Source organism: Bacillus sp. FJAT-47783, from assembly GCF_022808615.1.
GTDB lineage: Bacteria > Bacillota > Bacilli > Bacillales > Aeribacillaceae > Bacillus_BZ.
This window is the reverse complement of sequence record NZ_JAKZKS010000002.1, coordinates 133,090-157,801: the sequence shown is the minus strand read 5'-3', so window position 1 is coordinate 157,801 and position 24,712 is coordinate 133,090. Positions and strand designations below refer to the sequence as shown.

Annotated in this window: 27 protein-coding genes, 2 pseudogenes and 1 riboswitch; of the genes and pseudogenes, 6 read left to right on the top strand and 23 right to left on the bottom strand. The window is 36.3% G+C overall.

Features of this window, described 5'->3' with window-relative positions; all coding sequences use genetic code 11:
* Positions 1-66: 66 nt before the first annotated feature.
* From yunB to MLD65_RS03135, 7 genes and pseudogenes are all read right to left on the bottom strand, one after another.
* The gene (gene yunB / locus MLD65_RS03160) at positions 67-822 is read right to left on the bottom strand and encodes a sporulation protein YunB (protein WP_243290415.1); all 756 of its coding nucleotides are present in this window, start codon (positions 820-822) and stop codon (positions 67-69) included.
* 209 nt (positions 823-1,031) lie between these two features.
* Positions 1,032-1,334, bottom strand: coding sequence for a YunC family protein (locus MLD65_RS03155; RefSeq protein ID WP_243290414.1), 303 nt, complete (start codon positions 1,332-1,334; stop codon positions 1,032-1,034).
* A 105-nt stretch (positions 1,335-1,439) separates the two neighbouring features.
* On the bottom strand, positions 1,440-2,837 hold the full coding sequence (locus MLD65_RS03150) for a bifunctional metallophosphatase/5'-nucleotidase (RefSeq protein WP_243290413.1): 1,398 nt from the start codon (positions 2,835-2,837) through the stop codon (positions 1,440-1,442).
* 21 nt (positions 2,838-2,858) lie between these two features.
* Positions 2,859-3,680: a sulfite exporter TauE/SafE family protein gene (locus MLD65_RS03145; RefSeq protein WP_243290412.1), complete on the bottom strand. Its 822-nt coding sequence runs from the start codon at positions 3,678-3,680 to the stop codon at positions 2,859-2,861.
* Positions 3,681-3,858: 178 nt separating this feature from the next.
* Positions 3,859-4,713, bottom strand: coding sequence for a DUF72 domain-containing protein (locus MLD65_RS03140; RefSeq protein WP_243290411.1), 855 nt, complete (start codon positions 4,711-4,713; stop codon positions 3,859-3,861).
* A gap of 96 nt (positions 4,714-4,809) precedes the next feature.
* Positions 4,810-5,057, bottom strand: a pseudogene (locus MLD65_RS18335) (IS91 family transposase); the annotation flags it as partial.
* 199 nt (positions 5,058-5,256) lie between these two features.
* Positions 5,257-5,808: a hypothetical protein gene (locus MLD65_RS03135; RefSeq protein WP_243290410.1), complete on the bottom strand. Its 552-nt coding sequence runs from the start codon at positions 5,806-5,808 to the stop codon at positions 5,257-5,259.
* 695 nt (positions 5,809-6,503) lie between these two features.
* Here MLD65_RS03135 and MLD65_RS03130 point away from each other — a divergent pair.
* From MLD65_RS03130 to MLD65_RS03105, 6 genes and pseudogenes are all read left to right on the top strand, one after another.
* A pseudogene (locus MLD65_RS03130) lies at positions 6,504-6,794 on the top strand (putative cyclic bacteriocin); the annotation flags it as partial.
* A gap of 71 nt (positions 6,795-6,865) precedes the next feature.
* Positions 6,866-7,369, top strand: a complete 504-nt coding sequence (locus tag MLD65_RS03125; protein ID WP_243290408.1) for a stage II sporulation protein M — start codon at positions 6,866-6,868, stop codon at positions 7,367-7,369.
* A 36-nt stretch (positions 7,370-7,405) separates the two neighbouring features.
* A complete protein-coding gene (gene yknW / locus MLD65_RS03120; RefSeq protein ID WP_243290407.1) occupies positions 7,406-8,092 on the top strand; it encodes a YknW family membrane protein in 687 nt (228 codons plus the stop codon).
* Between the two features lie 37 nt (positions 8,093-8,129).
* Positions 8,130-9,845: a hypothetical protein gene (locus MLD65_RS03115; RefSeq protein WP_243290406.1), complete on the top strand. Its 1,716-nt coding sequence runs from the start codon at positions 8,130-8,132 to the stop codon at positions 9,843-9,845.
* A 12-nt stretch (positions 9,846-9,857) separates the two neighbouring features.
* Positions 9,858-10,556, top strand: coding sequence for an ABC transporter ATP-binding protein (locus MLD65_RS03110; RefSeq protein ID WP_243290405.1), 699 nt, complete (start codon positions 9,858-9,860; stop codon positions 10,554-10,556).
* Between the two features lie 142 nt (positions 10,557-10,698).
* Complete coding sequence (locus tag MLD65_RS03105; RefSeq protein WP_243290404.1) at positions 10,699-10,911, top strand: hypothetical protein; 213 nt, start codon at positions 10,699-10,701, stop codon at positions 10,909-10,911.
* Between the two features lie 358 nt (positions 10,912-11,269).
* Here MLD65_RS03105 and sufB read toward each other — a convergent pair whose 3' ends face one another.
* The 16 genes from sufB to MLD65_RS03025 all read right to left on the bottom strand — a co-directional run bounded on the left by sufB (position 11,270) and on the right by MLD65_RS03025 (position 24,552).
* Positions 11,270-12,667 carry a Fe-S cluster assembly protein SufB gene (gene sufB, locus MLD65_RS03100; RefSeq protein WP_243290403.1) on the bottom strand — a complete coding sequence of 466 codons (1,398 nt, stop codon included), beginning with the start codon at positions 12,665-12,667 and terminating at the stop codon, positions 11,270-11,272.
* A 36-nt stretch (positions 12,668-12,703) separates the two neighbouring features.
* Positions 12,704-13,126, bottom strand: a complete 423-nt coding sequence (sufU, locus tag MLD65_RS03095; RefSeq protein ID WP_243290402.1) for a Fe-S cluster assembly sulfur transfer protein SufU — start codon at positions 13,124-13,126, stop codon at positions 12,704-12,706.
* Complete coding sequence (locus MLD65_RS03090; RefSeq protein WP_243290401.1) at positions 13,116-14,336, bottom strand: cysteine desulfurase; 1,221 nt, start codon at positions 14,334-14,336, stop codon at positions 13,116-13,118. The genes sufU and MLD65_RS03090 overlap by 11 nt, the downstream gene beginning before the upstream one ends.
* Positions 14,336-15,646, bottom strand: a complete 1,311-nt coding sequence (sufD, locus tag MLD65_RS03085; RefSeq protein WP_243290400.1) for a Fe-S cluster assembly protein SufD — start codon at positions 15,644-15,646, stop codon at positions 14,336-14,338. Before sufD ends, MLD65_RS03090 begins: the two co-directional genes overlap by 1 nt.
* A 17-nt stretch (positions 15,647-15,663) precedes the next feature.
* A complete protein-coding gene (gene sufC / locus MLD65_RS03080; protein ID WP_243290399.1) occupies positions 15,664-16,449 on the bottom strand; it encodes a Fe-S cluster assembly ATPase SufC in 786 nt (261 codons plus the stop codon).
* 329 nt (positions 16,450-16,778) lie between these two features.
* Positions 16,779-16,955, bottom strand: coding sequence for a YuzK family famiily protein (locus tag MLD65_RS03075; RefSeq protein ID WP_243290398.1), 177 nt, complete (start codon positions 16,953-16,955; stop codon positions 16,779-16,781).
* Between the two features lie 224 nt (positions 16,956-17,179).
* On the bottom strand, positions 17,180-17,551 hold the full coding sequence (locus MLD65_RS03070) for a carboxymuconolactone decarboxylase family protein (protein ID WP_243290397.1): 372 nt from the start codon (positions 17,549-17,551) through the stop codon (positions 17,180-17,182).
* A 263-nt stretch (positions 17,552-17,814) separates the two neighbouring features.
* Entirely contained in the window at positions 17,815-18,639 is an 825-nt protein-coding gene (locus tag MLD65_RS03065; RefSeq protein ID WP_243290396.1) for a MetQ/NlpA family ABC transporter substrate-binding protein, read from the bottom strand.
* Between the two features lie 11 nt (positions 18,640-18,650).
* Entirely contained in the window at positions 18,651-19,319 is a 669-nt protein-coding gene (locus tag MLD65_RS03060; protein WP_243290395.1) for a methionine ABC transporter permease, read from the bottom strand.
* The gene (locus tag MLD65_RS03055; RefSeq protein WP_243290523.1) at positions 19,312-20,337 is read right to left on the bottom strand and encodes a methionine ABC transporter ATP-binding protein; all 1,026 of its coding nucleotides are present in this window, start codon (positions 20,335-20,337) and stop codon (positions 19,312-19,314) included. The genes MLD65_RS03060 and MLD65_RS03055 overlap by 8 nt, the downstream gene beginning before the upstream one ends.
* A 101-nt stretch (positions 20,338-20,438) precedes the next feature.
* A riboswitch (SAM riboswitch) is annotated at positions 20,439-20,549 on the bottom strand.
* 90 nt (positions 20,550-20,639) lie between these two features.
* Positions 20,640-21,959: an O-acetylhomoserine aminocarboxypropyltransferase/cysteine synthase family protein gene (locus tag MLD65_RS03050; RefSeq protein ID WP_243290394.1), complete on the bottom strand. Its 1,320-nt coding sequence runs from the start codon at positions 21,957-21,959 to the stop codon at positions 20,640-20,642.
* 52 nt (positions 21,960-22,011) lie between these two features.
* On the bottom strand, positions 22,012-22,359 hold the full coding sequence (locus MLD65_RS03045) for a hypothetical protein (RefSeq protein ID WP_243290393.1): 348 nt from the start codon (positions 22,357-22,359) through the stop codon (positions 22,012-22,014).
* 509 nt (positions 22,360-22,868) lie between these two features.
* Positions 22,869-23,177, bottom strand: a complete 309-nt coding sequence (locus MLD65_RS03040; protein ID WP_243290392.1) for a thioredoxin family protein — start codon at positions 23,175-23,177, stop codon at positions 22,869-22,871.
* A gap of 23 nt (positions 23,178-23,200) precedes the next feature.
* A complete protein-coding gene (locus tag MLD65_RS03035; RefSeq protein WP_243290391.1) occupies positions 23,201-23,548 on the bottom strand; it encodes a toprim domain-containing protein in 348 nt (115 codons plus the stop codon).
* Between the two features lie 196 nt (positions 23,549-23,744).
* Positions 23,745-24,128 carry a glycine cleavage system protein GcvH gene (gene gcvH / locus MLD65_RS03030; protein ID WP_243290390.1) on the bottom strand — a complete coding sequence of 128 codons (384 nt, stop codon included), beginning with the start codon at positions 24,126-24,128 and terminating at the stop codon, positions 23,745-23,747.
* Positions 24,129-24,195: 67 nt separating this feature from the next.
* Positions 24,196-24,552, bottom strand: coding sequence for an arsenate reductase family protein (locus MLD65_RS03025; protein WP_243290389.1), 357 nt, complete (start codon positions 24,550-24,552; stop codon positions 24,196-24,198).
* Between the last annotated feature and the right edge of the window lie 160 nt (positions 24,553-24,712).

Below are 24,712 nucleotides of genomic sequence, written 5' to 3'. Positions count from 1 at the left end.
GTGATAAGGTAAATATTCATTTGTATATAAGTAAATTTTATCAACAGATGATCGTTTTTTCAACTATTAATTTGTAGGTATTTCAATCGATGGACTTGAGTCACCACTTCCATTGTAAAATTCCGGAACATCTCCTTGAACCCCTTTATAAGCAATTGGAATCGTATTTTCTACTGTTGTGATGGAAGTTGCAAACGGGATCACCACTTGTACATCTACTTTAACGTGCACAGAGATCTCTATAAAAACGCTATTAATTCCGTAATCGACAATTGATTTTTCTACATTTGAATCAACACTGCCGATCACGTAAAAACGTACGGGTACTCGTGGTCCCAAGTTTCCTAATAATGCATTATTAGTTGCTTGCCCAAGTGGAATATAATAAATAATTCCTTCTTCTTCCGGCTCTCCTTCAGTCTTTACATCAATTTCTGGTATGTCTAAAATATCAATATTTCCTTTCTCAGCCTCCCTTAAATTTCGTTGAACTTTTTGTGTAATTTGAGCGTTTACTCGGTTGACCATTTGTGCGTTAAAATCATACGTTGAAACTTTCCCATTCTCATCCTTTTCAACAACAACAAGCTTATTGACATCGATTTCATCATTAATATGTTTACTTATTGCATTGTTAATGACAAGTGTGGCAATCCGTTTTGTTTCCGTTTCTGCAACTTGAATTAAAGTCGGTTCAATCCCACTATTAATAACCCAAAGTCCGCCTGCCGTTGAAAATATAAAAAATACAAATGTTAATAAAAACACGTAACGGAATGGAAGGGGACCTTTTTTCGCAAGACGTTTAGAATTTTTAAACATGACAAAATCCCCCTTTCCTTGCTATATGTATGCAAGAAAGGGGGGATGTACGCATAAGAAATTTATTTTTACGGCTGTTTTCTCAAACTATGTTACCTTTTGAACAAACTGGATTTGTTATCACTCATCGAGGTGAGAGGTTAGAGGAAGGATGTGACGCAATCGGCGATTCATCGATTGCCTTTATTTATCATTATTAAAAGAAACCATTACACCATTTTAAGCAAAGCGTCCTTCCCTTTCATTCCTGGATATATTCCTAATTTCTCTGCTTCATATGTTATCGACTCTAATGGAGCTTCTAATAACTGTTCAATGGTGCGAACGCCGACAGCTCGACCGGCAATAATACCACGGTCTTTTAGCTTTTCATTTAGTAAAGCCACATCTAAAGCTCCACACATAATGTACCCTTTTTCACTCATGATAGCCATAAAATTTGTTTTAGGTAACTGTATCGTAACAGCTGTAAATTGATGATGATCTATTTGAATGGGTGTCATTGTCACCATAATTAAGAACACTCCTTTCCTATTTCACTTTATGAAAGGAAAAGGAAAGAGTGATGTTAAAAGCATGCCCAATTTAAAAATGAGTCACGCGAATCGGCGGCAATATCATAACCGGCTCATTTGTTTCAGCTTCCACTCCAATACATCGCGAAGCATTTCAGGCATAAAATATGTTTTCTCACTAATATGACTTATTTCAGGATAAAGCGGACCTAATGTAAACATGTCAATCGTCGCAACACAGTATACTCGGTCTAAATCGATTGGTTGTCCGTTAATACGAATATGTTGAATATGTTCTTCCCCATCTTCAAGCCTTTTCGCATCAATTTCCACTCCATCAAAAACCATTCTTCCCATAATTTTACCACGAAAGCCAAGACCTTTTAATTTGAATTGCTCCATTGTTTTCGTTCGAGCTTGTAAAATAACTTCTTTTAGTTGATCCCCTTTTATTTTCACGAGACAAGGGTTGATTGGATGCGGACAAATTCGATGAATATCTCCTTTTGTCACTCCCCCTTTTGGTAACGACTCAAGCAATACTCCTGCGTTGACCATCGCGATTTCTCCTTGACACCACTCTTTTAATCCAGTAGCAAGAAGCTTGACAAAAGATGAGTCTGCAAACCAATCAACAATAAGAGGCTCATCTAACTGAACAACGACTTCATTTAATACATTTTCAGCTATATTAGTTGCTTTTGTTAACCATTGAACAGTATTTTCGTCTTGATGAAGTTCATTCGTTTCAATGAGTTCTACTTGTACTTGATGAATTTTTTTCGTCTTTTGTTGAATTGAGATTTCAATATGTCCAACCCATTGACCATATTTTCCAGCACATGCTAGTGTACAGTCGTTTATTCTCTTCCCATGAGGAAGAACATGATGCGTATGGCCCCCTAAAATAATATCAATCTCAGGAAAAGTTTCAGCCATCCATTCATCATCGGAAATTCCTAAGTGAGACATTAAAATGATCAAATCTGCTTCATCTCGTATTTCATCTAGAACAGATTTTACACTCTCAAATGGATTCGTAATCTTCCATTCGAGCAATTCATAAAACTTTTCGTAGTAGACTGTAACACCTAAAACCGCAATCTTCAGCCCGCTGTTCGTTTCCAAAATGTGATACGGCTTTACCCACTTCGGTCGATTTCCATCTTTGTCATAAAGATTGGATACAATGACTGGGAATACTGCTTCATCGTACAATCCGTCTAAATCTTCATGTGATAACGTAATTCCTTCATTATTTCCAATTGTAACAGCATCATATTTCAACTGATTAAGAAGTTCTATATTTGCCTTCCCTGAGGTTGATTCTGTTAATGGGTGAAACCGATCGACATGGTCGCCAATATCAAAAAGATAACATTCATCCCCATTTTCTAGATTATCTAACCTTTGTTTTTTTAAATATGTTGCAATTTGTGGCCAATTTTCAAAATGACTATGTAGATCATTTGTATGGTAAATATGGATAGTCTGAAACATAGTCTCCCTCTCCTTAAGGCATTATGCTAAACCTTGAATAATAAGTCGAACACCGACAATAACCAAAATAATCCGTAGCAATTGAATGATTTGCTTACTTTTTAGTCGCTGATTAATTTTTGCCCCCCATTTGCCGCCAAACCAAGCACCTGGAATCAGCAATAGTGCGTATACCCAATTCACATTCCCTAAAGTAATATGAGTAACTGAGCTTACAATGGATGAAAGAAAGATAATAAACATTGATGTTGCAACAGCGATATGCGGCGGGAATAAAAAGAGCATAATCATAGCAGGAACCATTAACGATCCGCCACCAATTCCGAACAAGCCTGACAAAAAGCCAACGCCAAAAGCTATGATCGCCCCAAAAACTGGATGAAATCCGTATGTATACGTTTCTCCTTTATCATTTATGTATGACCGTACATAACCACTCGACCGATCTTTTTGTTTCGGTTTCATACGATCTTTAAAAAACAATAATATCGAACAGCCAATCATAAATAGTCCGAAGTATACAGAAAAAGAATCATGATTTAAACTTTTATTCACCCAAGAGCCTATAAGTGCACCAGGTCCACTCCCAATAAATAGAAGAAATCCACTTTTATAATCTACTTTTTCATATTTCATATAAGCAAGCGTTGATGATAATCCTGTAAAGATGATGACGACTAATGATGTTCCAACCGCAACTTGCGGCGTTAACCCTTGTAAAATTGGTAAATACGGAGTTAGAAAAAGCAAAGCTGGAACTACAATGATTCCCCCACCAAGGCCGAGCAAACTCCCAAAAGTCCCGGCTAATAAACCAACTAACACTAACAAAATCCACTCCATGATGTAGGCTCCTTTTATTAATGGTTCGCAACCGTTTTTCTGTTTGGCTCAAGACTTAATCACCAAAAAGGTCACGACCAGATTCCTCCCTTAGTTAAAAACAATCTTCCTTTGTGAAAATAGAAAGGTACATAACGTTTTCCACTGGACGCAGGGCAGCTGGAGCTTTAAGCTTATTTTAATCGAGCTCAAACAAATCTAACTGCTTCGGTGCTAACCCTTCGTATTGAATTTCCATTAACTCGATAAATTGCTTCGCATTATCAGCCGCATCCCCGCCAGAGTTATTATTGAAAAGCACGTAAATATCTTTTGACTTGTGTTTTAACAAGTTTATATTCGTTTGCCATTCTTTAAGCTCTTGTTTACTGTACCGATACAAATAGCGTACATCCCGCCAATTTCCCTCACTAGGTTTTAACCATCCATGAACATTTCGTCCATGCATGCGGATGAGTGTTTTCGAAGAATCCGTACATTGTAAAACTGTTGGAACCGAACCGCTCCCTGCTTGTGGCTCATCACATATACTATGTATCCACTTTTCCTCTTTCATAAAGGAAAGCGTATGTGCTCGATATTTCACCTCAAACCATGATTGATGACGAAATTCTAATGCACACGGTGTATCACCCATTGCAGCTTTACAATACCGTAAGTACTCGACATTTTCTCGTTTACAGTCAAACCATGGTGGAAATTGAAACAGAACCATTGCGAGTTTTTTCGCTTCGATAAATGGTGCTAGCATTTGTTTAAACGAAGCAAACATTTCTTCTCGAGTGGCATAAGGATTCGTTCCTCGTGTATGCCCCGTCATCCCTTGATATGCTTTTACGACAAATTGAAACGATTCCGGTGTATCTTGAATCCATTTTCGAATATTTCGTTCAGGTTGAATGGCATAAAACGTTGCATCCACTTCGACAACCGGAAAATGTGCAGCATATTCTTTTAATTTATACACTGAAGGCAAATCCGACCGGTAGAGTGAATCATGATCGCCCCATCCTGTCAAACCGATGTAAATCATATTACGACCCCAATTTTTCTTATTTTCTACTTTATGATAATACAATTTGCGAAAACATTCACGAGTTTGATCATCATATTTCTCAATCCGCCGTCACGCAATGACAGGCCAATGAATATAACGTCCAATATACTGTCATTGCTCTCTACTTTTTCCTTTCTTTTTGGGTACATACACATAGAAGCCTTCCCCAATAGTGGGAAAGGCCTTTTGTAAGAGTGACTGTATTCTCTTTTTTTCCTCTATACTCACATTTCTTCGAATATAACCGCTTTCTTTCATGCCTCCCATGTCACAAACATATGTATGTGAGGATTAAAATTGATTCTTGAGCCAAAGCTATAATCCCTAGCGTTACCATTAACTTCTTTAGGGGGCAAGATATACTTACTAGTACTAAGAAAAAACAGATGAAGTGAAAAACTTGATTATCTTCATTTGCTTTATTTTTTTGGGACAAGCCCTTAAATTTAAAAAATCTGAAAATATTAAAGGCAGGATCGATCAGTAGAATTCAGATCAATAACTAATCTACATTCGTAGTCAAGTTCTCTGAGAATTTAAAGTCCAAAATACTCCATCTTCTATTAAATATTCAAAAGTATTATTTCCCTCATAATCAATTACTTGTTTTTTATCAACAATTCTTAGATTTAATAAATCACATTCTTCTAGTTCCTCTTCCAACAGGGGTATGCAAGATAAATATGGTTGCCAGTCTTCATTAAATAACCAATTTGGTCTTCTATTGTCTTCTTTTGAAAATTTTCTTTGTTCAAGGTAAAAGTCAATCCTGTCATCGATGGCTATCAATACTTGTGATTGCATAATATCTTTCTCTGAAATAATTAAACTAAGCAAAAATTTATTATCAAGTTCTTTTTGAGCCTGTCTATCCCAAGAAGTAAACACTTCGTATAAGTTGTTAGCAACTATTTTTTTATACCAATTTGGAACATCACCTTCAGGTAAACTAAATAATTTTATGTAGTCATAACCAATGTCATATAATAATCCTGTATCAAATTTCAAATTATCTTTCGTCCATCTTTCTAGTTGTCTAACTCTTCTTTTCCATCCTCTTACTTTCTTCATAAAGACACCTCATGCTTTCAATATTACCTCTCCCATCACTATTGAGAACTTTAACATTATACAACACTACATTTTGAGTTACACCAAGAAACATATTTTCTTCATCTGAATGAGTGAGAACTATTCCTAACCTATTTAAGGGACTGGATCCCTGAGAGTCATCTCGTACGACTTGTGAGATACCTTTGATCATCTTGATTTATCTGAGATCGAGATCACGAATCAGTATTCAAATCATGGAGAAGAAGTATATCATCCTGCAATGTTACTAAACTGTGGTTTTATGGGTATACCACTGGGACTTTCAGTTCACGTAAAAATTCAAATAGAAACTCAGGAAAACATTCTATATAAAAGGGAGAATTCGCCCAAGAACGGGAAAATGCCGCATAAACAAGGATAAAACCTTAAAAAACGCTTATAAAGCGTACAAATTCAACTCATTAAAAGGAAAATAATGAAATTCAGTGATTGTCAGGATACAATTCCCAAGATGAGGATGTTTATTTTCAATCCGTTGGACAGGCCCCCAGAAACTGGGTGATAATTTGTCACCCCCGACTTTTGGTGATGAATCATATTTTGGAAATCATTTAAAAAATACCCAAAAATTATATTGATTTTTTTAAAGAAATTTTAGACAATTCTTTCTAGAAAGGAGGTGATAAAAAGTAGCTCTTGTATTTAATAGAAAAGAATTACTTACATGGTCAACTATTTTGTTAGCTGTAATTCTAGTTTTTATTGGAAGCCAAGGTTTAGTATTTGAACTATATGGAAAAGTAGCTTGGACTGGTGTTAAATATGCAACCCTCGTCCAATTGGCCAATGTGTTACTTTATGGTGCAAGCATTTCCCAAGCATTAACTATCGTTGGATTAATGGCAGCAGGGGGGCCCTTATTTGCTTTCTTAACAACTTTAGGACGTGGACTAATAGTTAAGCTAATTAGACGATGGGGAGTAAAAAAATTTGCTAAATGGTAATTGGCGATGGTGGGATAAGGAGATAGGGGCTGAGGACCTTGTCCCACCTCGTTTAAAAAGGGAGTATTAACATGCTAACTATTGTTAAAAACAAAAGATTTAGCTGGTTCATGTCAATTTTGTTTTATTTTATAGGTATGGGTTTTAGTATAAGTATTTTTGGTATCCTGCAGTTAGATTTTGGTACATTAATAGATAATGAAAATTTAAAAGATTGGCATGTAATATTTATGCATAACTATAGGATAAACTTACTTATTATCTCAGGAGGAATTTTACTTTGTATTCCAACAGCTTTGATATTGTTAATTAATGGATTTGTTAGTGGTTTTCATATTATACATTCCATTCACGCCAATAGTTTTTTGGCACTTATCGAAAGAGTTGCCCCACATGGGATATTTGAAGTCCCGTCAACCATCATTAGTGGTGCATTGGCTTTTCAACTAACTGTAATGATTTATAGAAAACTGTTTCTAAAAACTCCTATTAACAAAACTGTTTATATCCGCTACTTTTATTTATTCTTACTCATGACGGCACTTACATTAATAGGAGCATTAATAGAAGCATGATTAGTTGAGTATTTTGATAGACGAAGGGTGAGAGTGTTGAATGAAAATTTGGAAATGAATCGTCAGTCGGCCATCAGTTTCGGGAAAAAGCCTTCTTTTATCGGGATGTTATATAATCCAGTTGAACAAATGCATCGATTAAAAACGGAATTTCCTGTTCTAAGACCGCTTATGTTAATTCTCGTTTTATATTCTTTATTTACTGGTCTTACCAATTATTTTTTTGCTGATGAGAAAGTTATACAGGAAGCAAGTGAGGTAGTCGGAGTAGAACCAGATAGAATAAATCTCGTTTTAAGCTTGATAATTGCACTCACTAATGTCCTAAATATATTTTTTATGATAGTGGTTTTATCTATTTTATTTAAAATTTGTTTGATTTTTTTTCAAAAAGATGTTCCGTTTAAAAAAATATTATCATTCACTACATATACAAATATTATTCCTGTATTTTTCGGTTTTCTCAGTTTAAGTTTAAATTTACTAATGGGTAACAGTACTTTTTATTCCTTCACCAATTTTGGTGGTATCTTTTTAGAAGGAAGCCTTCAAAATATAATTTTTTCTACATTAGATTTATCCTTGATTTTGAATTTTATATTATTAGGATTGGGACTATTTTATGTTGCTGAATTAGGCAAAGTACAAACTGTGTTAACAATTTCCTTTTTCTTTATCTGTAATTGTTTAGCAAATATTTTTATGCAATTGATTAAAATTTAGGTGTTGATAGGGAGAAATAATGGTGATTATCTATCCGTTGTTAACATATATTAGGATTCGATTTAAATATTATATTCAGAGAAATACAGAATTTTTTAATAAAATACTAAGTAAATGGTTACAAGAAAAAACGATTAAACAATATATATACATCTTTATCGGTATTTCTCTTTTGATAAAATTTGTACTTTTTTACATTGTGATTAGCTTCTTAGTTAATTATGCAAAACCATTTTTCACAGATTTTCAAATGTTAAACTTTTTTTACTTTATTCTATTATTTTCTCCAATTATTCATGGGGTTTCCATATCAAAAAAAGTGTTTGATCCCTTTGACCGTTCTTTATTATTAATTTCTCCATTGTCAGATCGGGAAATATTTTTGCTTAGTTGGTTTGGAAACTGGACGATCTCTTACTTCTCAAAGTTTCCTTATCTATTGCTTTCCTCCTTTATTTTGTGGAAAGCAATAGATCCATTAAGTGGAACTTATTGGGCAGTTTTCCTTCTGACTTTGCTTTTATTAGGAACAATAAGTATTTCAGCAGTCTTTTTTGCTTCTTTCTTTATTTACCAGCGAATCAAAAAAGGATATCGTGTTCTTTCTTTTATTCAATCGATTTTAATTGGGGGAATTTCTTTTATTTTCGGATGGTTTTTTTCTAAATCCATCGGTTCTTGGATAAGTCGTAATCCCAATTTCTTTTCATTAGAAGCGTGGGTTCAAATTCCAGAGACATTCCTACTTTCTTTACATGATTTATTAGATGCAAAACGAAAAATATTAACGCTTGATAATGTTGCAACAAAAATTTCATTTGGTACCTACGAAAATCAGGATGTTTTCATATTTATTCTGTCGATAGCTATTTTGTTAGGAATCTTTTTCCTATCCTTTAGCAACAGCGGTTTTTGGTATCGAGAAGAGTTAGCAGGTCATTATTTATACAAAGACTGGATTTCTTTTTTAGAAAGGATTTTATTAAAACGAAGAGGAATAGATATTTATAAAAAGGTACAATTACTTAATTTATTTCGAGATCGATTACAAATATCAAATAATGCTAGTTTCTTCTTCTTTCATTACACCAATTATTTTTTTATTGGAGCAGCTTTCGGCTTTCACCCTTTTATACAAAATGGCGAAAACCAAATTTTAAGATTAGTAATTTTATTTTTCTTGTTTCATATTATTTCAAGGGATGCTTTTGATGCTGGGACTACTCTTTTCCCAGGCATTCTAAAATTCGATGGTGATGGAAAAAAGGTACAAATGTACCGTATAAGCGGGGAATCCTTCGTTCATTTATATCATGCAAAAATTGCAGTCCAAAGGTATTTAGGTATTCCCGAACTTTTAATTAATTTCATCGTCATGTCTCTTATTTTGAAGTTGGGATTATTGGAATGTTTTTTTGTTCTGACTATAGTTGGGCTAAATTCGGTACTGATACCACATTTAAAAACACTTCCTAGTTATGCAAGTCCACACTTTGATAAACAGCATTTTACAGAAACGGATGATTTTTATGAACAGGAGATTTGGGAGGATAGCATAGAAAGCAGATTGTTATCTTTTTTAATGATCATTTCTATTTGTCCAATCGCTATCTTATTGTTAAGCAATGTCAGTGTCCCTGTTATTTATCTACTTTCAGGGCTGTTTCATATTTTACTCACAATTTCTGTCTATGTCATCCTGACCATCATAAAGCATAAGGTTACAGAAAAAATGGATGAAAAAATGATTTAAAACGAGGGACTTATGATGCTGGAAATATTTAATGTTGACAAGCGTTTTGGTAATAAGATTATTTTTCAAGATGCAAATATTCGTATTTTGCCAGGAGAGCGGGTAGCATTAATCGGTAAAAATGGTATAGGAAAAACGACTTTGTTCAAAATGATCGTCGGAATTATAAAACCGGATCAAGGGATGATTAAGCTGAATGGAAAAGATCTTTATCAACATCCAAAGGAAAGAAAGAAAATAGGATATGTTCCTGTTGACAGCTTTTTCTATGAAAAATTAACTGTTAAAGAAAATTTAGAACTAATTTGTTCTCTTTATCGAGTGATGAATGCATCAAAGGAGATCAAAAAATATTCAAACTTATTTGGTGCTTTAGATTTTTTAAATGAACCTGTAGGGAACTTGTCTTCTGGAATGAAAAAGAGAGTATCCTTTATCAGTGGAATGATTCATAATCCTGAAATCCTAATATTAGATGAGCCTTTTAATGCGCTAGATTTAAAGACTGTAAATATATTAAAAGATCAACTTAATCAGTTTCATGGAACACTTATTTTTACGAGTCATTTGCCGGAAACAATTTACGGAATTGCCAATCACCTACTGTTTTTGGATGATCATTTTGTCATTAAAAAAATTCCGATTCATAATCAAACTAAGCTAGACTTACTTTCTTTCATTGAGAAACTAACGATTGGACACCCTCTGTAAATTCATAATCTTTTCTTCCATAAGTTTTCAGTATGAGAGATGAATCATTTTTCTGTTTAATCAACAGAGGAAAATGAATGTTTATTTTAAAGCGATTTTAAGAATGTTATCGGTAAGAGACCGTTTTTTAGGGGGGAGTAAATTGACAGGCTTAATTGATCCTAAAGTAAAAAGACAACTTAAAAAACCTGAATTTTGGATGACACATTTATTTATTTATTTTTTCATGGGATTTTCTTTAAAATATACTGACTCAACAGCGTTAATGATTTGGTGGTTGATTAGCTACCCAATTGTTGTACCTGCTTGGTTTTTCTTTTCTTTAAAATGGAAAAAGCAGAAAGAGAAGAAATAATGTTTGTCACTTCTCACAGATGGTAACTACGATAACACTATTATGATGGACAGGTTACTTGAATAATAGGACACTCATTGGGAACGATTAGATCACTCAACCATCAAGACAACAGCTGACACGTGCTTAGAAATTACTGACAAAATAGAAGAAGACGAACTCAAAAAAGTTCGTCTTCTTCACTCGGACGTGCCGATTTTTTTTGAATTACATATCTCTCAAGGGGCTGTCCGAGAAGTAGTATTTACGCCCCGAAATCTAAAAAAGTAAACCCAAAGAATGTTGATTTTACAGCATCCTTTGGGTCTTAATTTTGGATCATTTTCTCCTAATATAGACTAGACAGCCCTTTTATCGATCATCCGATTGAACCTTCCATCTCAAATTTGATGAGACGATTCATTTCAACGGCGTATTCCATTGGAAGTTCTTTTGTGAATGGCTCGATGAAGCCCATTACGATCATTTCTGTTGCTTCTTCTTCAGAAATTCCGCGGCTCATGAGGTAGAATAATTGTTCTTCAGATACTTTTGACACTTTCGCTTCGTGCTCTAAAGAAATGTTGTCATTTAAAATCTCATTGTATGGAATCGTATCAGAAGTTGATTGATTATCCATAATTAATGTGTCACATTCAATGTTTGCACGTGCTCCATCCGCTTTACGTCCGAAATGGACAATTCCGCGGTATGTTACTTTACCACCTTGTTTTGAGATGGATTTTGATACGATTGTTGATGACGTATTTGGCGCTAAGTGAATCATTTTTGCACCAGCGTCTTGATGCTGACCTTTCCCTGCAAGAGCAATGGATAATGTCATACCACGAGCGCCTTCACCTTTTAAAATAACCGCTGGATATTTCATCGTTAGTTTTGAACCGATGTTGCCATCAATCCATTCCATTGTTGCATTTTCTTCACAAACGGCACGCTTTGTTACAAGGTTAAATACATTATTTGCCCAGTTTTGAATCGTTGTATAACGGCAATATGCATCTTTCTTAATAACAATTTCTACGACCGCACTGTGTAAAGAGTTTGTCGTATAAACTGGAGCTGTACAGCCTTCTACATAATGTACATGGGCACCTTCATCTACGATAATTAACGTACGCTCAAATTGTCCCATGTTTTCAGAGTTAATGCGGAAATACGCTTGAAGCGGAGTTTCCACTTTTACTCCTTTAGGCACATAGATGAAAGATCCTCCAGACCATACAGCAGAGTTTAATGCTGCAAATTTATTGTCTGTTGGTGGGATAACAGTTGCCCAATGCTCACGGAAAATATCTTCATTTTCTTTTAAAGCACTATCCGTATCTTTAAATACGATTCCTAACGACTCTAAATCCTCTTTCATGTTGTGGTAAACAACTTCGGATTCGTATTGAGCTGATACACCGGCTAAATATTTTTGCTCAGCTTCTGGGATACCAAGCTTATCAAATGTTTGTTTTATTTCTTCCGGAACTTCATCCCAAGAACGCTCAGAACGCTCAGATGGTTTTACGTAGTACGTGATTTCATCAAAATTTAATGCGTTTAAATCGCCACCCCATTGCGGCATCGGCATGTTATAAAAGTGCTCTAAAGATTTTAGGCGGAATTGTAACATCCACTCTGGCTCTTGTTTCATTTTTGAAATTTCTTCAACGATTTCCTTCGTTAATCCGCGCTTAGAACGGAAAATGGAAACGTCTTTATCGGCAAAACCATACTTATAATCACCGATTTCAGGCATATTTTTCGCCATTTCTTTCACTCCAATCTTTTAAAGTTATGGCCTTCATTATTTAACGCCTTTCTCCATAGCTTTCCAGGCTAATGTCGCACATTTAATACGAGCAGGAAATTTCGACACTCCTTGTAGTGCTTCAATATCACCTAAATCGATATCGTCGTCATATTCTTTTCCTTGCATCATATTTGAAAAAATGTCCGATAGCTTTAATGCTGTTTCAATTGATTGACCTTTTATCGCATCTGTCATCATAGAAGCAGATGACATGGAAATCGAACAACCTTCCCCTTCAAACTTCGCATCTACCACAACACCGTCTTCAATCTTCATCGTTAAGTGAATCCGGTCACCGCATGTCGGATTGTTCATATCAACTGTTACACTATCTTCTAAAACCCCTTTATTTCTAGGGTTTTTATAGTGGTCCATAATGACTTGACGATATAAAGTGTCAAGATTATTAAATGACATTTCCGAAATACTCCTTTGTTTTTTGTAAGGCACGAGCCAATTTATCAATTTCTTCTTCTGTATTATATAAATAGAAGCTTGCTCTTGCTGTTGCAGAAACATTTAACCATTTCATTAACGGTTGTGCACAGTGATGTCCTGCACGAACAGCAATACCTTCTGCATCTAAAACGGTCGCAACATCGTGTGGATGCACATCTTCTAAGTTAAATGTTACAAGCCCTGCTCTTTCTTTCGGACCGTAAATAGAAATGCCCTCAAGCTCAGAAAGTGTTTCGAGTGCATATGTTGCTAGCTTATGCTCATAGTTAGCAATATTGTCTAATCCGATTTCTTCTAAAAAGTCTATCGCTGCTGCTAATCCAATTGCACCTGCAATAATCGGTGTGCCCGCTTCAAACTTCCACGGTAATTCTTTCCATGTCGATTCATAAAGGCCGACAAAATCAATCATTTCCCCGCCCGTTTCAACAGGCTCCATCTTTTCAAGCAACTCTCTCTTACCATATAATACGCCAATTCCTGTCGGCGCACACATTTTATGACCAGAGAAAGCAAAAAAATCACAGTCTAAATCTTGAACGTCTATTTTCATATGCGGAGCACCTTGCGCACCATCAACTACCATGATTGCGCCGTGTTGGTGCGCTATTTTCGCAATATCTTTAATCGGATTAATCGTCCCAAGAACATTTGATACAAGTGTTAATGAAACAATTTTCGTTTGATCTGTAATGATTTCTTCTACGTCTTTTAAAGCAATCGTTCCATCTTCTTGTAACGGTATATACTTTAACGTCGCGCCTGTTTCTTTTGCCACTTGTTGCCACGGGATCACATTTGCGTGATGCTCCATATGAGAAATGACAATTTCATCACCTTCTTGCAAATAAGCACGACCGTAGCTTGCTGTGACGATATTTAAAGCCGTTGTTGTCCCACGTGTAAAGATGACTTCTTGCGTTGACTTTGCGTTAATGAATTGTCGTACTTTTTCACGCGCATTTTCGTAGCCATCTGTCGCTCTCGTTCCAAGCGTATGGACACCACGATGCACGTTGGAGTTATATTCACGATAATAGTTTGTAATAGCATCAATGACAGGCAGCGGCTTTTGAGATGTCGCTGCACTGTCTAAATAAACCAAATCATGACCGTTTACTTGTTGATCCAAAATCGGAAACTGTTTACGAATATCTTGGATATTCATTATCGTACTTTCCTTTCGATAACCTCAATCAATTGGTTTTTCACACCTTCAATTGGCATGTTATTAACAACTGGAGCTAAGAAACCATGAATAATAAGGCGCTCTGCTTCTGCTTTTGGAATTCCGCGACTCATTAAATAGTACAGCTGGATCGGATCTACACGGCCAACTGAAGCTGCGTGACCTGCTGTTACATCATCTTCGTCAATCAGAAGAATTGGGTTTGCATCACCACGAGCTTTTTCACTTAACATTAACACACGTGATTCTTGTTCTGCGTTCGATTTTGATGCACCATGCTCAATTTTTCCGATTCCATTAAAGATTGAGGATGCGCTATCTTTCATAACTCCGTGCTTTAAGATATATCCTTCAGAATGCTTTCCGAAATGAACAACTTTCGTGGTGAAATTTTGCTTTTGGCTTCCACGGCCAACGACAACGGTTTTCGTATCACCGAAAGAGCCATCTCCCATTAAGTTTGTGACATTCTCTGAAATGGTATGACCATCATTCATTAAACCTAATGCCCATTCGATACGAGCATCGCGCCCAGCAACACCACGGCGGTTTACGTACGTCGTAATATTTTCAGCTAAGCTGTCAACTGCCCCGTAGCTAACTTTTGCATTCGTATTTGCAATGACTTCCGTTACTAAATTAAATACCGCTTCTTCAACCGTTGTTGTTGAAATATAGTTTTCTACATATGTGACAGAACTGTTATCTTCGGCGACAACAATGACATGGTTAAAAAGGTTCGCGTCCTTATCGTCGTGTACGAAAACAGCTTGTAGAGGTGTTTTTACTTCAACATTTTTCGGAACATAAACGAATATGCCGCCGTTCATATATGCTGCATGAAGAGCTGTTAAGCGGTGCTCATCAACTTTCACGCCATCTTTCATAAAATACTTTTGCAGCAATTCACTATGTTCACGTGCTGCAGTATGAATATCGGTAAAGATAACACCTTGCTCTGTTAATTCATCAGATAAAGAAACAAATGCAGGTGTATTGTTACGTTGTACATATAAGTTTTGATTATCCGCTTCTAAATCAATTAACGATTTTACTTCTTCCGGGAGCTCATCAAGATTGTTAAGTGGGCTTCCAGCTACAATATGCTTCTCAAATTGAGTAAAGTTCCACTTATCAATTTTCGTTTTGTCCGGTTTAGGCATTGGTAAATCTTCTACTTTTTGAAGAGCAAGTACACGAAGCTCTTTTAGCCAATCCGGTTCACCGAGCTCTTTAGAGTAGTTTAAAATGTATTCTTGATCGAATGGTAATTTCGTATCAACCGTCATTTTCATCCCCCTAACGCTTACGCTTCTTGCCCTACAGTTTCGTCTTCAATACCAAGTTCTTTTTTGATCCAATCGTAACCTTCAGCTTCAAGACGTTGTGCTAATTCTGCACCACCGGATTTTACAACACGGCCTTGCATCATCACATGCACATAGTCTGGTGTGATGTAGTTCAGAAGACGTTGATAGTGTGTAATAATTAAGCAGCCAAATTCAGAACTACGCATTTCGTTAATTCCTTTTGAAACAACTTTTAATGCATCAATATCAAGACCAGAGTCAATTTCGTCTAAAATCGCTACTTTCGGTTCGATCATCATTAATTGAAGAATTTCGTTGCGCTTTTTCTCACCGCCAGAGAACCCTTCGTTTAAGTAGCGTTGTGCCATATCTTGATCCATTTCAAGGAAATCCATTTTTTCATCCATTTTACGAATGAATTTCATTAAAGAAATTTCATTACCTTCTCCGCGGCGAGCATTGATAGCTGAACGTAAGAAATCAGCATTCGTTACACCGCTAATTTCACTCGGGTATTGCATTGCTAAGAAAAGACCAGCACGTGCTCGTTCATCCACTTCCATTTCTAAAACATCTTGACCATCAAGCGTAATACTTCCTTGTGTAACTTCATACTTTGGATGCCCCATAATAGCAGAAGATAAAGTCGATTTACCGGTTCCATTTGGGCCCATAATTGCGTGGATTTCTCCACCTTTAATTTCAAGGTTTACCCCTTTTAAAATTTCTTTACCTTCCACTGAAACGTGTAAGTCTTTAATCGTTAACGTAGAACCTGACATGAATATACCTCCATTTATCTATACTATATTTTTCCTAAATGCAATTCTCAATTTATTCTCATTCTAATTTTATAGGAAATTAAATGTGAATACAACTCTTAACACAACTCAATTGTTTCCAACGAGAATTTTCAGATATATCTAAATAATGAGAATGAGAATATTCTCATTCGATGTAACCAATGCTATCTTACCATACTTCTATGAAGTTTTCTAAAGGGGCACCTTATTCAGTTTGTTTCTACCAAATGTTAGTATGTACGAACAAATAACAATCTACTTAATAAAAATGAAGGAACCAGTCTCATAATGACTGGTTCCCTTCTATGTTAATAGAGTCTTCTCTCGATGATGGAAATGATTTGCTGGCATTGAAAATGATCTTTTTCACGCGTTCTTTCGACTAGCATTCGATTTTTATGCTTTCGACTATATTCTTCATAGCCCATTCCATGAAATTGATGCATCGACTTTTCCATTCCAGACGTTACGTTCAGGTCAAGCATTTCTTGACTCGTGTAAATAAGTATCATCCCTTCAAATTTATTTGTTCACCACGAACAATTAAAAGGTTATCAAACAAACGCTGTCTTATACAACTGGAGTAATCTCCCAAAATAAGGGATGATGCATACGTGGTTGTGATAAGGTGAAACAAGAGCACTGAGCTTTACAATTTCGACCATATCCTCCGATTTCCTTATCGTCCCATACTAAAATGCAATTTTATTTATTGAAGTCGATTGGTATTACGCAAATCATGAATACAGTCTTGAACGAGTGTAACAGCTTGGCTCATCGCTGCACCTCCACCGAATGCAGCAGCAACACCTGCCGCTTCAAAAATTTCTTCCTCTGTACAGTTATGATCGATACAGCCCTTCGTATGGTAAATCATACAATATTCATCTTGTAGTACTATACTAATTCCTAGTGCAATTAACTGCTTTTCTTTTTGAGAAAGTGCCCCTTCTTTAAAACACGCTTCTGTAAACGCGTTATAATGACTAGCTAAGTCTGGCATTTTTTGGACAAATGTTCCGAGTCCTTCTTTATAATCGAGTATCGCTTGTTCTGTATCATTTAAGTTTTGCTGTTGCATAACATCACCTCATTATCAATTGATCATCGTTAGTATGGTTTGGCTTTCAAATAATATACGGTGTGTTATGTCCATTGATCTTAGTACAACGTAAGAAATTGATCAGCCACAGAAAAAATGTTCTTCCGACGAAAAGACACTTTTTGCCTTGGTTCGTGGGGCTAGGTGGCTTTCGCTGATATCCCAAAAAACTTTATCAAAATGATATTAATTCTAATGCTACATAAAAAAGAGCCTGCGTAACACAGGCTTCCTTTCATCCATCATTCAGCTGCAGAAATAACAGATCCTTGATATTTTTCTTCTATAAACTGCTGAATCTCATTTGATTGTAAAGCTTCTACTAACGCTTTAATTTTTTCCGATTCAGCATCTTCACTTCTGACAGCAACTAAGTTCACATACGGATTGTCGGTAGGAGACTCTAAAGCAATCGCATCCTTCGATGGGTCTAAATCGGCATCTAATGCAAAGTTTCCATTAATTAAGATGGCGTCACCTTCGTTATTTTCATATGCCTTTGTTAAAAACGGTGCTTCCACATCTGCTTTAAACTCAAAGTTCTTTGGATTTTCAGCAATATCATCTAGTGTCGCTTCTGTTTTATTCACCCCTTCTTTTAGCTTAATAAGGCCCTTCTCCTCTAACATAGAGAGCATACGGCCGTGATCAGCAACGGAGCTGCTCATAATGATCGTTGCTCCTTCCGGTAATTCGTCTAACGATTTATATTTCTTTGAATAAACACCGATTGGCTCAATATGAATGCCGCCAGCACTTACAAAATCATAGCCATGCTCTGCTTTTTGCGCTTCTAAATACGGCACGTGTTGAAAATAGTTTGCGTCAATATCTTTTTCTTGTAATGCCTTATTAGGCAAAACATAATCTGTAAATTCTTCGATCTTTAGTTCATACCCTTTTTCTTCTAATAGCGGCTTTGCTTCTTCTAAAATTTCTGCATGTGGAACAGGTGATGCCCCAACTTTAATAACCTTATCTTCTCCTTCTCCAGTTTCGCCTCCTCCGCATGCTACAGCAAATAGTGCTGTTGCACTTAATATAGTGGTTAATAATAATTTTTTCATGATGATTCCCCCTATCGTTTATCTAATTTATTTGTTATTTTGTCTCCAATGAATTGGATGATAAAAACAATGACTAAAATGAAAATCGTTGCAACAAATGTGACATCGTTGTTATTACGTTGAAAGCCTTCTAAGTATGCAAGGTTTCCGAGTCCTCCTGCTCCAACAACGCCTGCCATCGCGGTATATCCTACTAATGCAATCGCGGTGACTGTTATCCCAGAAACTAAAGCAGGCATCGATTCAGGTAAGAGCACTTTAAAAATGATGGTACTCGTTTTTGCTCCCATCGATTTTGCCGCCTCGATGACTCCTTTATCAATTTCTCTTAACGCAATTTCGACCATGCGCCCATAAAAAGGAGCTGCGCCAATGATGAGAGCTGGTAAAGCTGCATTGGCCCCTAAAATCGTACCGACGACAGCTTTCGTAAAAGGAATCAATAAAATAATTAAGATGATAAACGGAATCGATCGAAAAATATTGACGATTGCTGCTACGACATTGTTCACTACTTTATTTTCCCAAATGTTCCCTTCCGATGTTAAGAATAATAATAATCCTAATAAAATTCCGATAATAAATGTCGCGAAAACAGATACCGTTGTCATATAAATCGTTTCAATCGTCGCATCCCATAGTTTTTCCCATTTGACATTCGGTAATAACTCATTAAGCATGTGCGATCACCTCAACTTTCACGTGGTGATCATGTAAATATTCAATCGCCTCTTCAACATTTTGACTGTCCCCGTCTACATGTAAAAATAACGTTCCATAAGCCCCGCGTTGTGTTTGTGAGATCTTCCCTTGAAGAATATTAATCGTAATGTCATATTCCTTCATCAATCTCGTTATAACCGGTTGCTCGGCAGCCTCTCCAATAAACATTAGTTTTACTATTTTTCCACTGTCATAGTGTGTTAATAGATGCTCGATTGTCTCTGTTGTTTCTTCTGGTTCTGTCACTTGCTGTACAAATCGACGCGTAATCGGTTGTTTTGGTTCACGGAATACATTTAACACTTCGCCTTCTTCCACAACTTTTCCACTTTCCATGACCGCCACTCGATGGCAAATTTTACGGATGACATGCATCTCATGTGTAATTAATACAATCGTTAATCCTAAACGTTCATTAATATCAACGAGTAAATCTAAAATGGAATCTGTCGTTTGCGGATCTAGTGCGGATGTCGCTTCGTCACATAGAAGAACTTTCGGATTGTTCGCTAAGGCACGAGCAATCCCGACCCGCTGCTTCTGACCACCACTTAATTGGGAAGGATACGCATCTTCTCTCCCTTCTAAACCAACTAGCTTTATTAACTCATCAACTCTCTTCATTCGTTCCTTTTTCGGAACGCGAGCGATCTCTAGAGGGAAAGCGATGTTTTCCCTAACTGTTCTTGACCATAGTAAATTAAAATGCTGAAAGATCATACTAATTTCATGCCTTGCTTTTCGAAGCTTTTCTCCTTTAATTTGATCAATTCGAGTCCCTGCTATTTCAATTGATCCTGATGTTGGCTTTTCAAGACCATTTAATAATCGGATTAAGGTACTTTTTCCCGCACCACTATATCCGATAATTCCGAATATTTCACCTTTTTTAATAGAAAGACTTATTTGATTAACGGCTGTTACATCTCCGTTTGCGGACGGATAAATTTTTGATACGTTGTGTAGCGAAATCAACATTTCACCTTCTCTCTATGAAGTAAGTTCGTTCTTGTGTAAAAAGAAAGCCTTTCTGCATGAGCAGAAAGGCTTAGTATACACGTCTATTATAAACCTTCCTCTCATCTTTCAAAGCGAGTTTCGCTTTGCGTGAATTGGCACCATTTCAACAAGCTGTTGACGGTTGCCGGGTTTCATAGGGCACATCCCTCCACCTCTCTGGATAAGAGAATTAAGAATATTCAAATGTAAATGAATTAATTTTGATTCTAGCACTGCTTTTTTTATCTGTCAATAAATTTTTCTAAAATATCAAATTTTTAAGTGGTAACAGTTGTCGATCGTTGAGATAATTGCCCTGTAGCCTTACTAATCGCTTGCTCTAAATCATCTAATAGGTCATCAATATGTTCAATTCCAACAGAAAGACGAATTAAGTCCTCTGTTACACCTGCCTTTTTCAAATCTTCAGCACTTAGCTGTTGATGGGTTGTACTAGCTGGGTGAATAATTAAGCTTTTTGCGTCACCAACGTTTGCAACATGGGACCAAAGCTCAACGGAATCGATTAGCTTTCTCCCTGCTTCTCTCCCGCCTTTAATTCCAAAAACAACGACAGCACCTGCCCCTTTTGGCAAATATTTTTCACTTAATGTTTTAGCTGGGTGATTTGGAAGTTCTGGGTATAACACCCATTCAATAGCTGGATGATTTTCCAAATACTCCACAACTTTCCGTGTATTTTCGATATGCTCCTTCATACGAACATGCAGTGTTTCAAGGCCTAAATTAAATTGAAAGGCATTTTGTGGACTTAACGCTGGACCTAAGTCACGTAATAATTGGACACGAGCCTTTACAATATAGGCGACCTGCCCTAAAGCCTCCGCATAGACGAGATTGTGGTAACTTGGATCAGCTGTTGTAAAACCTGGGAACTTCGGTGAATTCCAATCAAAATTTCCACCATCAACAATGATTCCTCCTAATGTGGTACCATTTCCAAGCAGCCACTTTGTCGCTGAATGAACAACGATATCTGCACCATGTTCAAGCGGTCTGCACAAATAAGGTGTAGCAAAGGTGTTATCAACAATTAAAGGGATACCTGCCTCATGTGCAATCGTTGCAACTCGTTCAATGTCAAGTACATGAAGAGACGGATTTCCGATCGTTTCAGCAAAAATAGCTTTTGTTTTTGGTGTAATTGCTCGTTTAACATTTTCTGGATTTTCTTGATCTACAAATATCGTTTTAATGCCATACTTCGGCAAAGTTGTCGCGAATAAATTGTACGTGCCACCATATAAAGCGGAGGAGGCAACAATTTCGTCTCCTGCATTGGCAATATTTAAGATTGCTAATGTAATAGCTGCCATTCCACTTGCTACTGCAAGTGCTCCTACCCCACCCTCAAGTGCCGCAACCCTTTCTTCCAATACCGAGACAGTTGGGTTATGAATTCTCGTATAAATATACCCTTCCTCTTTTAACGCGAATAGATTTGCAGCATGATCCGTATTTTCAAAAAGATAGGCATTTGACTGATAAATCGGTACGGCCCTCACACCAGTTTCAGAATCTTTTTTTAATCCCCCGTGAATGTTTAACGTTTCTAACCGATAAGATTTTTCTTCCATCTCTCTTTCTCCTCCAGTCAATGTAAAACATAATATACACCATATTAAACAACTAGTTATCAGAAGTCAATGAATTTTCTGAATTATATAGTGACAGAGCTAAAATGGACTCTAATCTTAAAATATCTCGATATTTTCCTTCTACTTGAATAACCTTTAACTTCATTAATTGTTGCAGGCGAAGCTCCCCTTTCATGAGCTCCATCAATTGGTCTTGTGCTCCACGTATCATTAAGTTCCAACGCTCACTACTATTTTCACATCGGTTTAAACCACTATTCGTTAACACATAGTGATCACGTTTTTCATTGACATAACAAGTAATAAAAATGGGCTCTTTAGGAAGTAATGGTTTGACAAGGTCGCATGTATTTAACTTACTTATCAATTTTTCAAGCATTTCTTCCCCTCCCTACACAAAAAATTCCCTATGTACAATTTCTTGTGATAGAGTCTATGTTCCTTCCATTTCTTCTCGACATCTTCTGATGAGAATGGACACATTTCTCAGGAAATATGTCAGTTTGAACAAAATCGCTTACATGATTTTGTTTGGAGGTCAGAGGTTAGAATAGTCAGAATCGGCGCAATAGCCAATTTCTATTATTCAATGGTATGGAAGTCGATAGTTTCCAATGGTTAATAAAGTGAAAATTCATTCAGTGGGGGTTCTTTTCATCACCCACTGAATGTTAGTCCCTACGGAATGACCTAAAGGCCCTTGTGACCCACAGGATGTGGGTTACACAGACGTTGCCACAGGACGTGGCGCTCTTAGTCTGTGTTCATTTTTTCGGACCTTGTCCCACACCTACCTTCTTTGCATTACTACAGAATCTTGAGGTGGGGGTCTTACAGCCCGTTAATAGTAGGATAAATTCTTGTATTTAAAAGAAAAAACACCGCTTACTAAGCGGCATATGCTTTCAATGTTTCGTATAGATGTTCAATTGAGTGAAACGCATATTTTTTCATTATAATTTCGCCTTTTTGGAAAACGAGTAAACACGGAACACTTTCGATTTCCCATTTTTCTGCGTATGTTGGAATGTAATTTAAATCTTTCATGAAAATATTTAAAGAGGGGATAGCCGTATCGACAACGGTTAACATTTTTTTCGCTAACTGGCATGTTCCACATAAAGGAGTATATAAATACAAAATGAATTGTTCTTCGTTTTCAATGTTTTGTAACTGTTGCTCTGATAATTCAACCATGATGATCTGTTCCTTGCACCTCTTTATAAAAATTTTGATTGGACATCAATATTTGCACTTATTAATACAGAAGCAATGTGCTGCTCTGGGGCAGAGGCTACTTCACGATATGTTCGATCAATATACAGATGAAATGCTTCTGGGAATTCACGTTTAAATTGCTTGCGTAATTTTTCTCCAGCATCATCTGCATCGACTAAAATGTACACATCTTTATAAAATAGGTGATCAACAAGCTCGTCTAACTTTGCTAAGCTTAATGTACCGTTTGTACAAATAATCTCAACAGGTTCATTTACAACTTTTTCGACCTTTCGTTTGTCTGATTTCCCTTCAACAATAATGACCTTTTCTACATCAACGACTGCCATAAGCATCACCTGTCTCACATTATACACTTCTCTATTAATTTATTCGAGTTACACGCTTCATTTCCCTTTTTCTAGCGATTTCTTTTTCATAAGACTATACTTTAACACTTTAGTGAGTTTGAACTATATGAAACAAAAAAACACCTCATAAAGGAGTTTTCAACTTTATGAGATGTTTTTAATTCATTGATTATAATTAATCTTCGTTCGTCATTTCTTCATATTGTTCAGCTGTCATTAAGTTTTCGATTTCACCAATATCATTTGGTTCAACGACAATCATCCATGCTTTTTCATATGGAGACTCGTTTACAAATTCAGGGCTGTCATCTAAATCTTCGTTTACTTCAACAACTTTCCCGCTAATTGGAGCGTATAATTCAGATACTGTTTTTACAGACTCTACGCTACCAAACGGCTCATTCGCTTCGATTTCATCTCCTGCTTCTGGCAGCTCAACGAATACGATATCACCTAACTCAGATTGAGCAAAATCCGTAATCCCAATACGAACTTTGTCGCCTTCAACTTTTACCCACTCATGCTCTTCAGAATAACGTAATTCCTTCGGTGTGTTCATTCTTCTTTCCCTCCACAAATATCATTATTTATAATGAAAAAGATTTCAAAATAAAATCTTTCTCTTCTTACAGCCAAGTTTGTTCAAATTGCTCCTCTTTAAACCCTACCGTCACACGTTCACCATCTGTCACAATAGGTCTTTTTAACAGCATTCCGTCTGATGCTAACCATTCCAGCAATTCATCTTCAGACGCTGTTTTCACTTTATCTTTCAAGCCTAATTCACGATATTTTTGACCACTCGTATTAAAAAATTTCTTTAATTCTAACCCGCTTTTCTCGTAAAAGCGCTTAATTTCCTCTTTATTCGGAGGATTTTCCACAATATGTACGGCTTCAAATTGAACTTGATGGTCTTCTAACCATTTTTTCGCTTTACGGCATGTCCCGCATTTAGGATACCAATAAAACGTTAATGCCATCCTCTCACCACCTGTATTTTCTTCCTACACGTATTGTAGCATATTCTATATGACAAACATAACGTGTAGTTTTTAATTTTTTTAAAATTCCACGAACAACTTTAACATATCCTAAAATCATACCAAATACTCGATGACATTTGAAAAATCCCGATCAACA

Coding starts and splice junctions, on each gene's coding strand:
- yunB (WP_243290415.1), bottom strand. CDS start 822: ATGTTTAAAAATTCTAAACGTCTTGCGAAAAAAGGTCCCCTTCCATTC.
- MLD65_RS03155 (WP_243290414.1), bottom strand. CDS start 1,334: ATGGTGACAATGACACCCATTCAAATAGATCATCATCAATTTACAGCT.
- MLD65_RS03150 (WP_243290413.1), bottom strand. CDS start 2,837: ATGTTTCAGACTATCCATATTTACCATACAAATGATCTACATAGTCAT.
- MLD65_RS03145 (WP_243290412.1), bottom strand. CDS start 3,680: ATGGAGTGGATTTTGTTAGTGTTAGTTGGTTTATTAGCCGGGACTTTT.
- MLD65_RS03140 (WP_243290411.1), bottom strand. CDS start 4,713: ATGATTTACATCGGTTTGACAGGATGGGGCGATCATGATTCACTCTAC.
- MLD65_RS03135 (WP_243290410.1), bottom strand. CDS start 5,808: ATGAAGAAAGTAAGAGGATGGAAAAGAAGAGTTAGACAACTAGAAAGA.
- MLD65_RS03125 (WP_243290408.1), top strand. CDS start 6,866: ATGCTAACTATTGTTAAAAACAAAAGATTTAGCTGGTTCATGTCAATT.
- MLD65_RS03110 (WP_243290405.1), top strand. CDS start 9,858: ATGATGCTGGAAATATTTAATGTTGACAAGCGTTTTGGTAATAAGATT.
- sufB (WP_243290403.1), bottom strand. CDS start 12,667: ATGGCGAAAAATATGCCTGAAATCGGTGATTATAAGTATGGTTTTGCC.
- sufU (WP_243290402.1), bottom strand. CDS start 13,126: ATGTCATTTAATAATCTTGACACTTTATATCGTCAAGTCATTATGGAC.
- MLD65_RS03090 (WP_243290401.1), bottom strand. CDS start 14,336: ATGAATATCCAAGATATTCGTAAACAGTTTCCGATTTTGGATCAACAA.
- sufD (WP_243290400.1), bottom strand. CDS start 15,646: ATGACGGTTGATACGAAATTACCATTCGATCAAGAATACATTTTAAAC.
- sufC (WP_243290399.1), bottom strand. CDS start 16,449: ATGTCAGGTTCTACGTTAACGATTAAAGACTTACACGTTTCAGTGGAA.
- MLD65_RS03075 (WP_243290398.1), bottom strand. CDS start 16,955: ATGCTTGACCTGAACGTAACGTCTGGAATGGAAAAGTCGATGCATCAA.
- MLD65_RS03070 (WP_243290397.1), bottom strand. CDS start 17,551: ATGCAACAGCAAAACTTAAATGATACAGAACAAGCGATACTCGATTAT.
- MLD65_RS03065 (WP_243290396.1), bottom strand. CDS start 18,639: ATGAAAAAATTATTATTAACCACTATATTAAGTGCAACAGCACTATTT.
- MLD65_RS03060 (WP_243290395.1), bottom strand. CDS start 19,319: ATGCTTAATGAGTTATTACCGAATGTCAAATGGGAAAAACTATGGGAT.
- MLD65_RS03050 (WP_243290394.1), bottom strand. CDS start 21,959: ATGGAAGAAAAATCTTATCGGTTAGAAACGTTAAACATTCACGGGGGA.
- MLD65_RS03045 (WP_243290393.1), bottom strand. CDS start 22,359: ATGCTTGAAAAATTGATAAGTAAGTTAAATACATGCGACCTTGTCAAA.
- MLD65_RS03040 (WP_243290392.1), bottom strand. CDS start 23,177: ATGGTTGAATTATCAGAGCAACAGTTACAAAACATTGAAAACGAAGAA.
- MLD65_RS03035 (WP_243290391.1), bottom strand. CDS start 23,548: ATGGCAGTCGTTGATGTAGAAAAGGTCATTATTGTTGAAGGGAAATCA.
- gcvH (WP_243290390.1), bottom strand. CDS start 24,128: ATGAACACACCGAAGGAATTACGTTATTCTGAAGAGCATGAGTGGGTA.
- MLD65_RS03025 (WP_243290389.1), bottom strand. CDS start 24,552: ATGGCATTAACGTTTTATTGGTATCCTAAATGCGGGACATGCCGTAAA.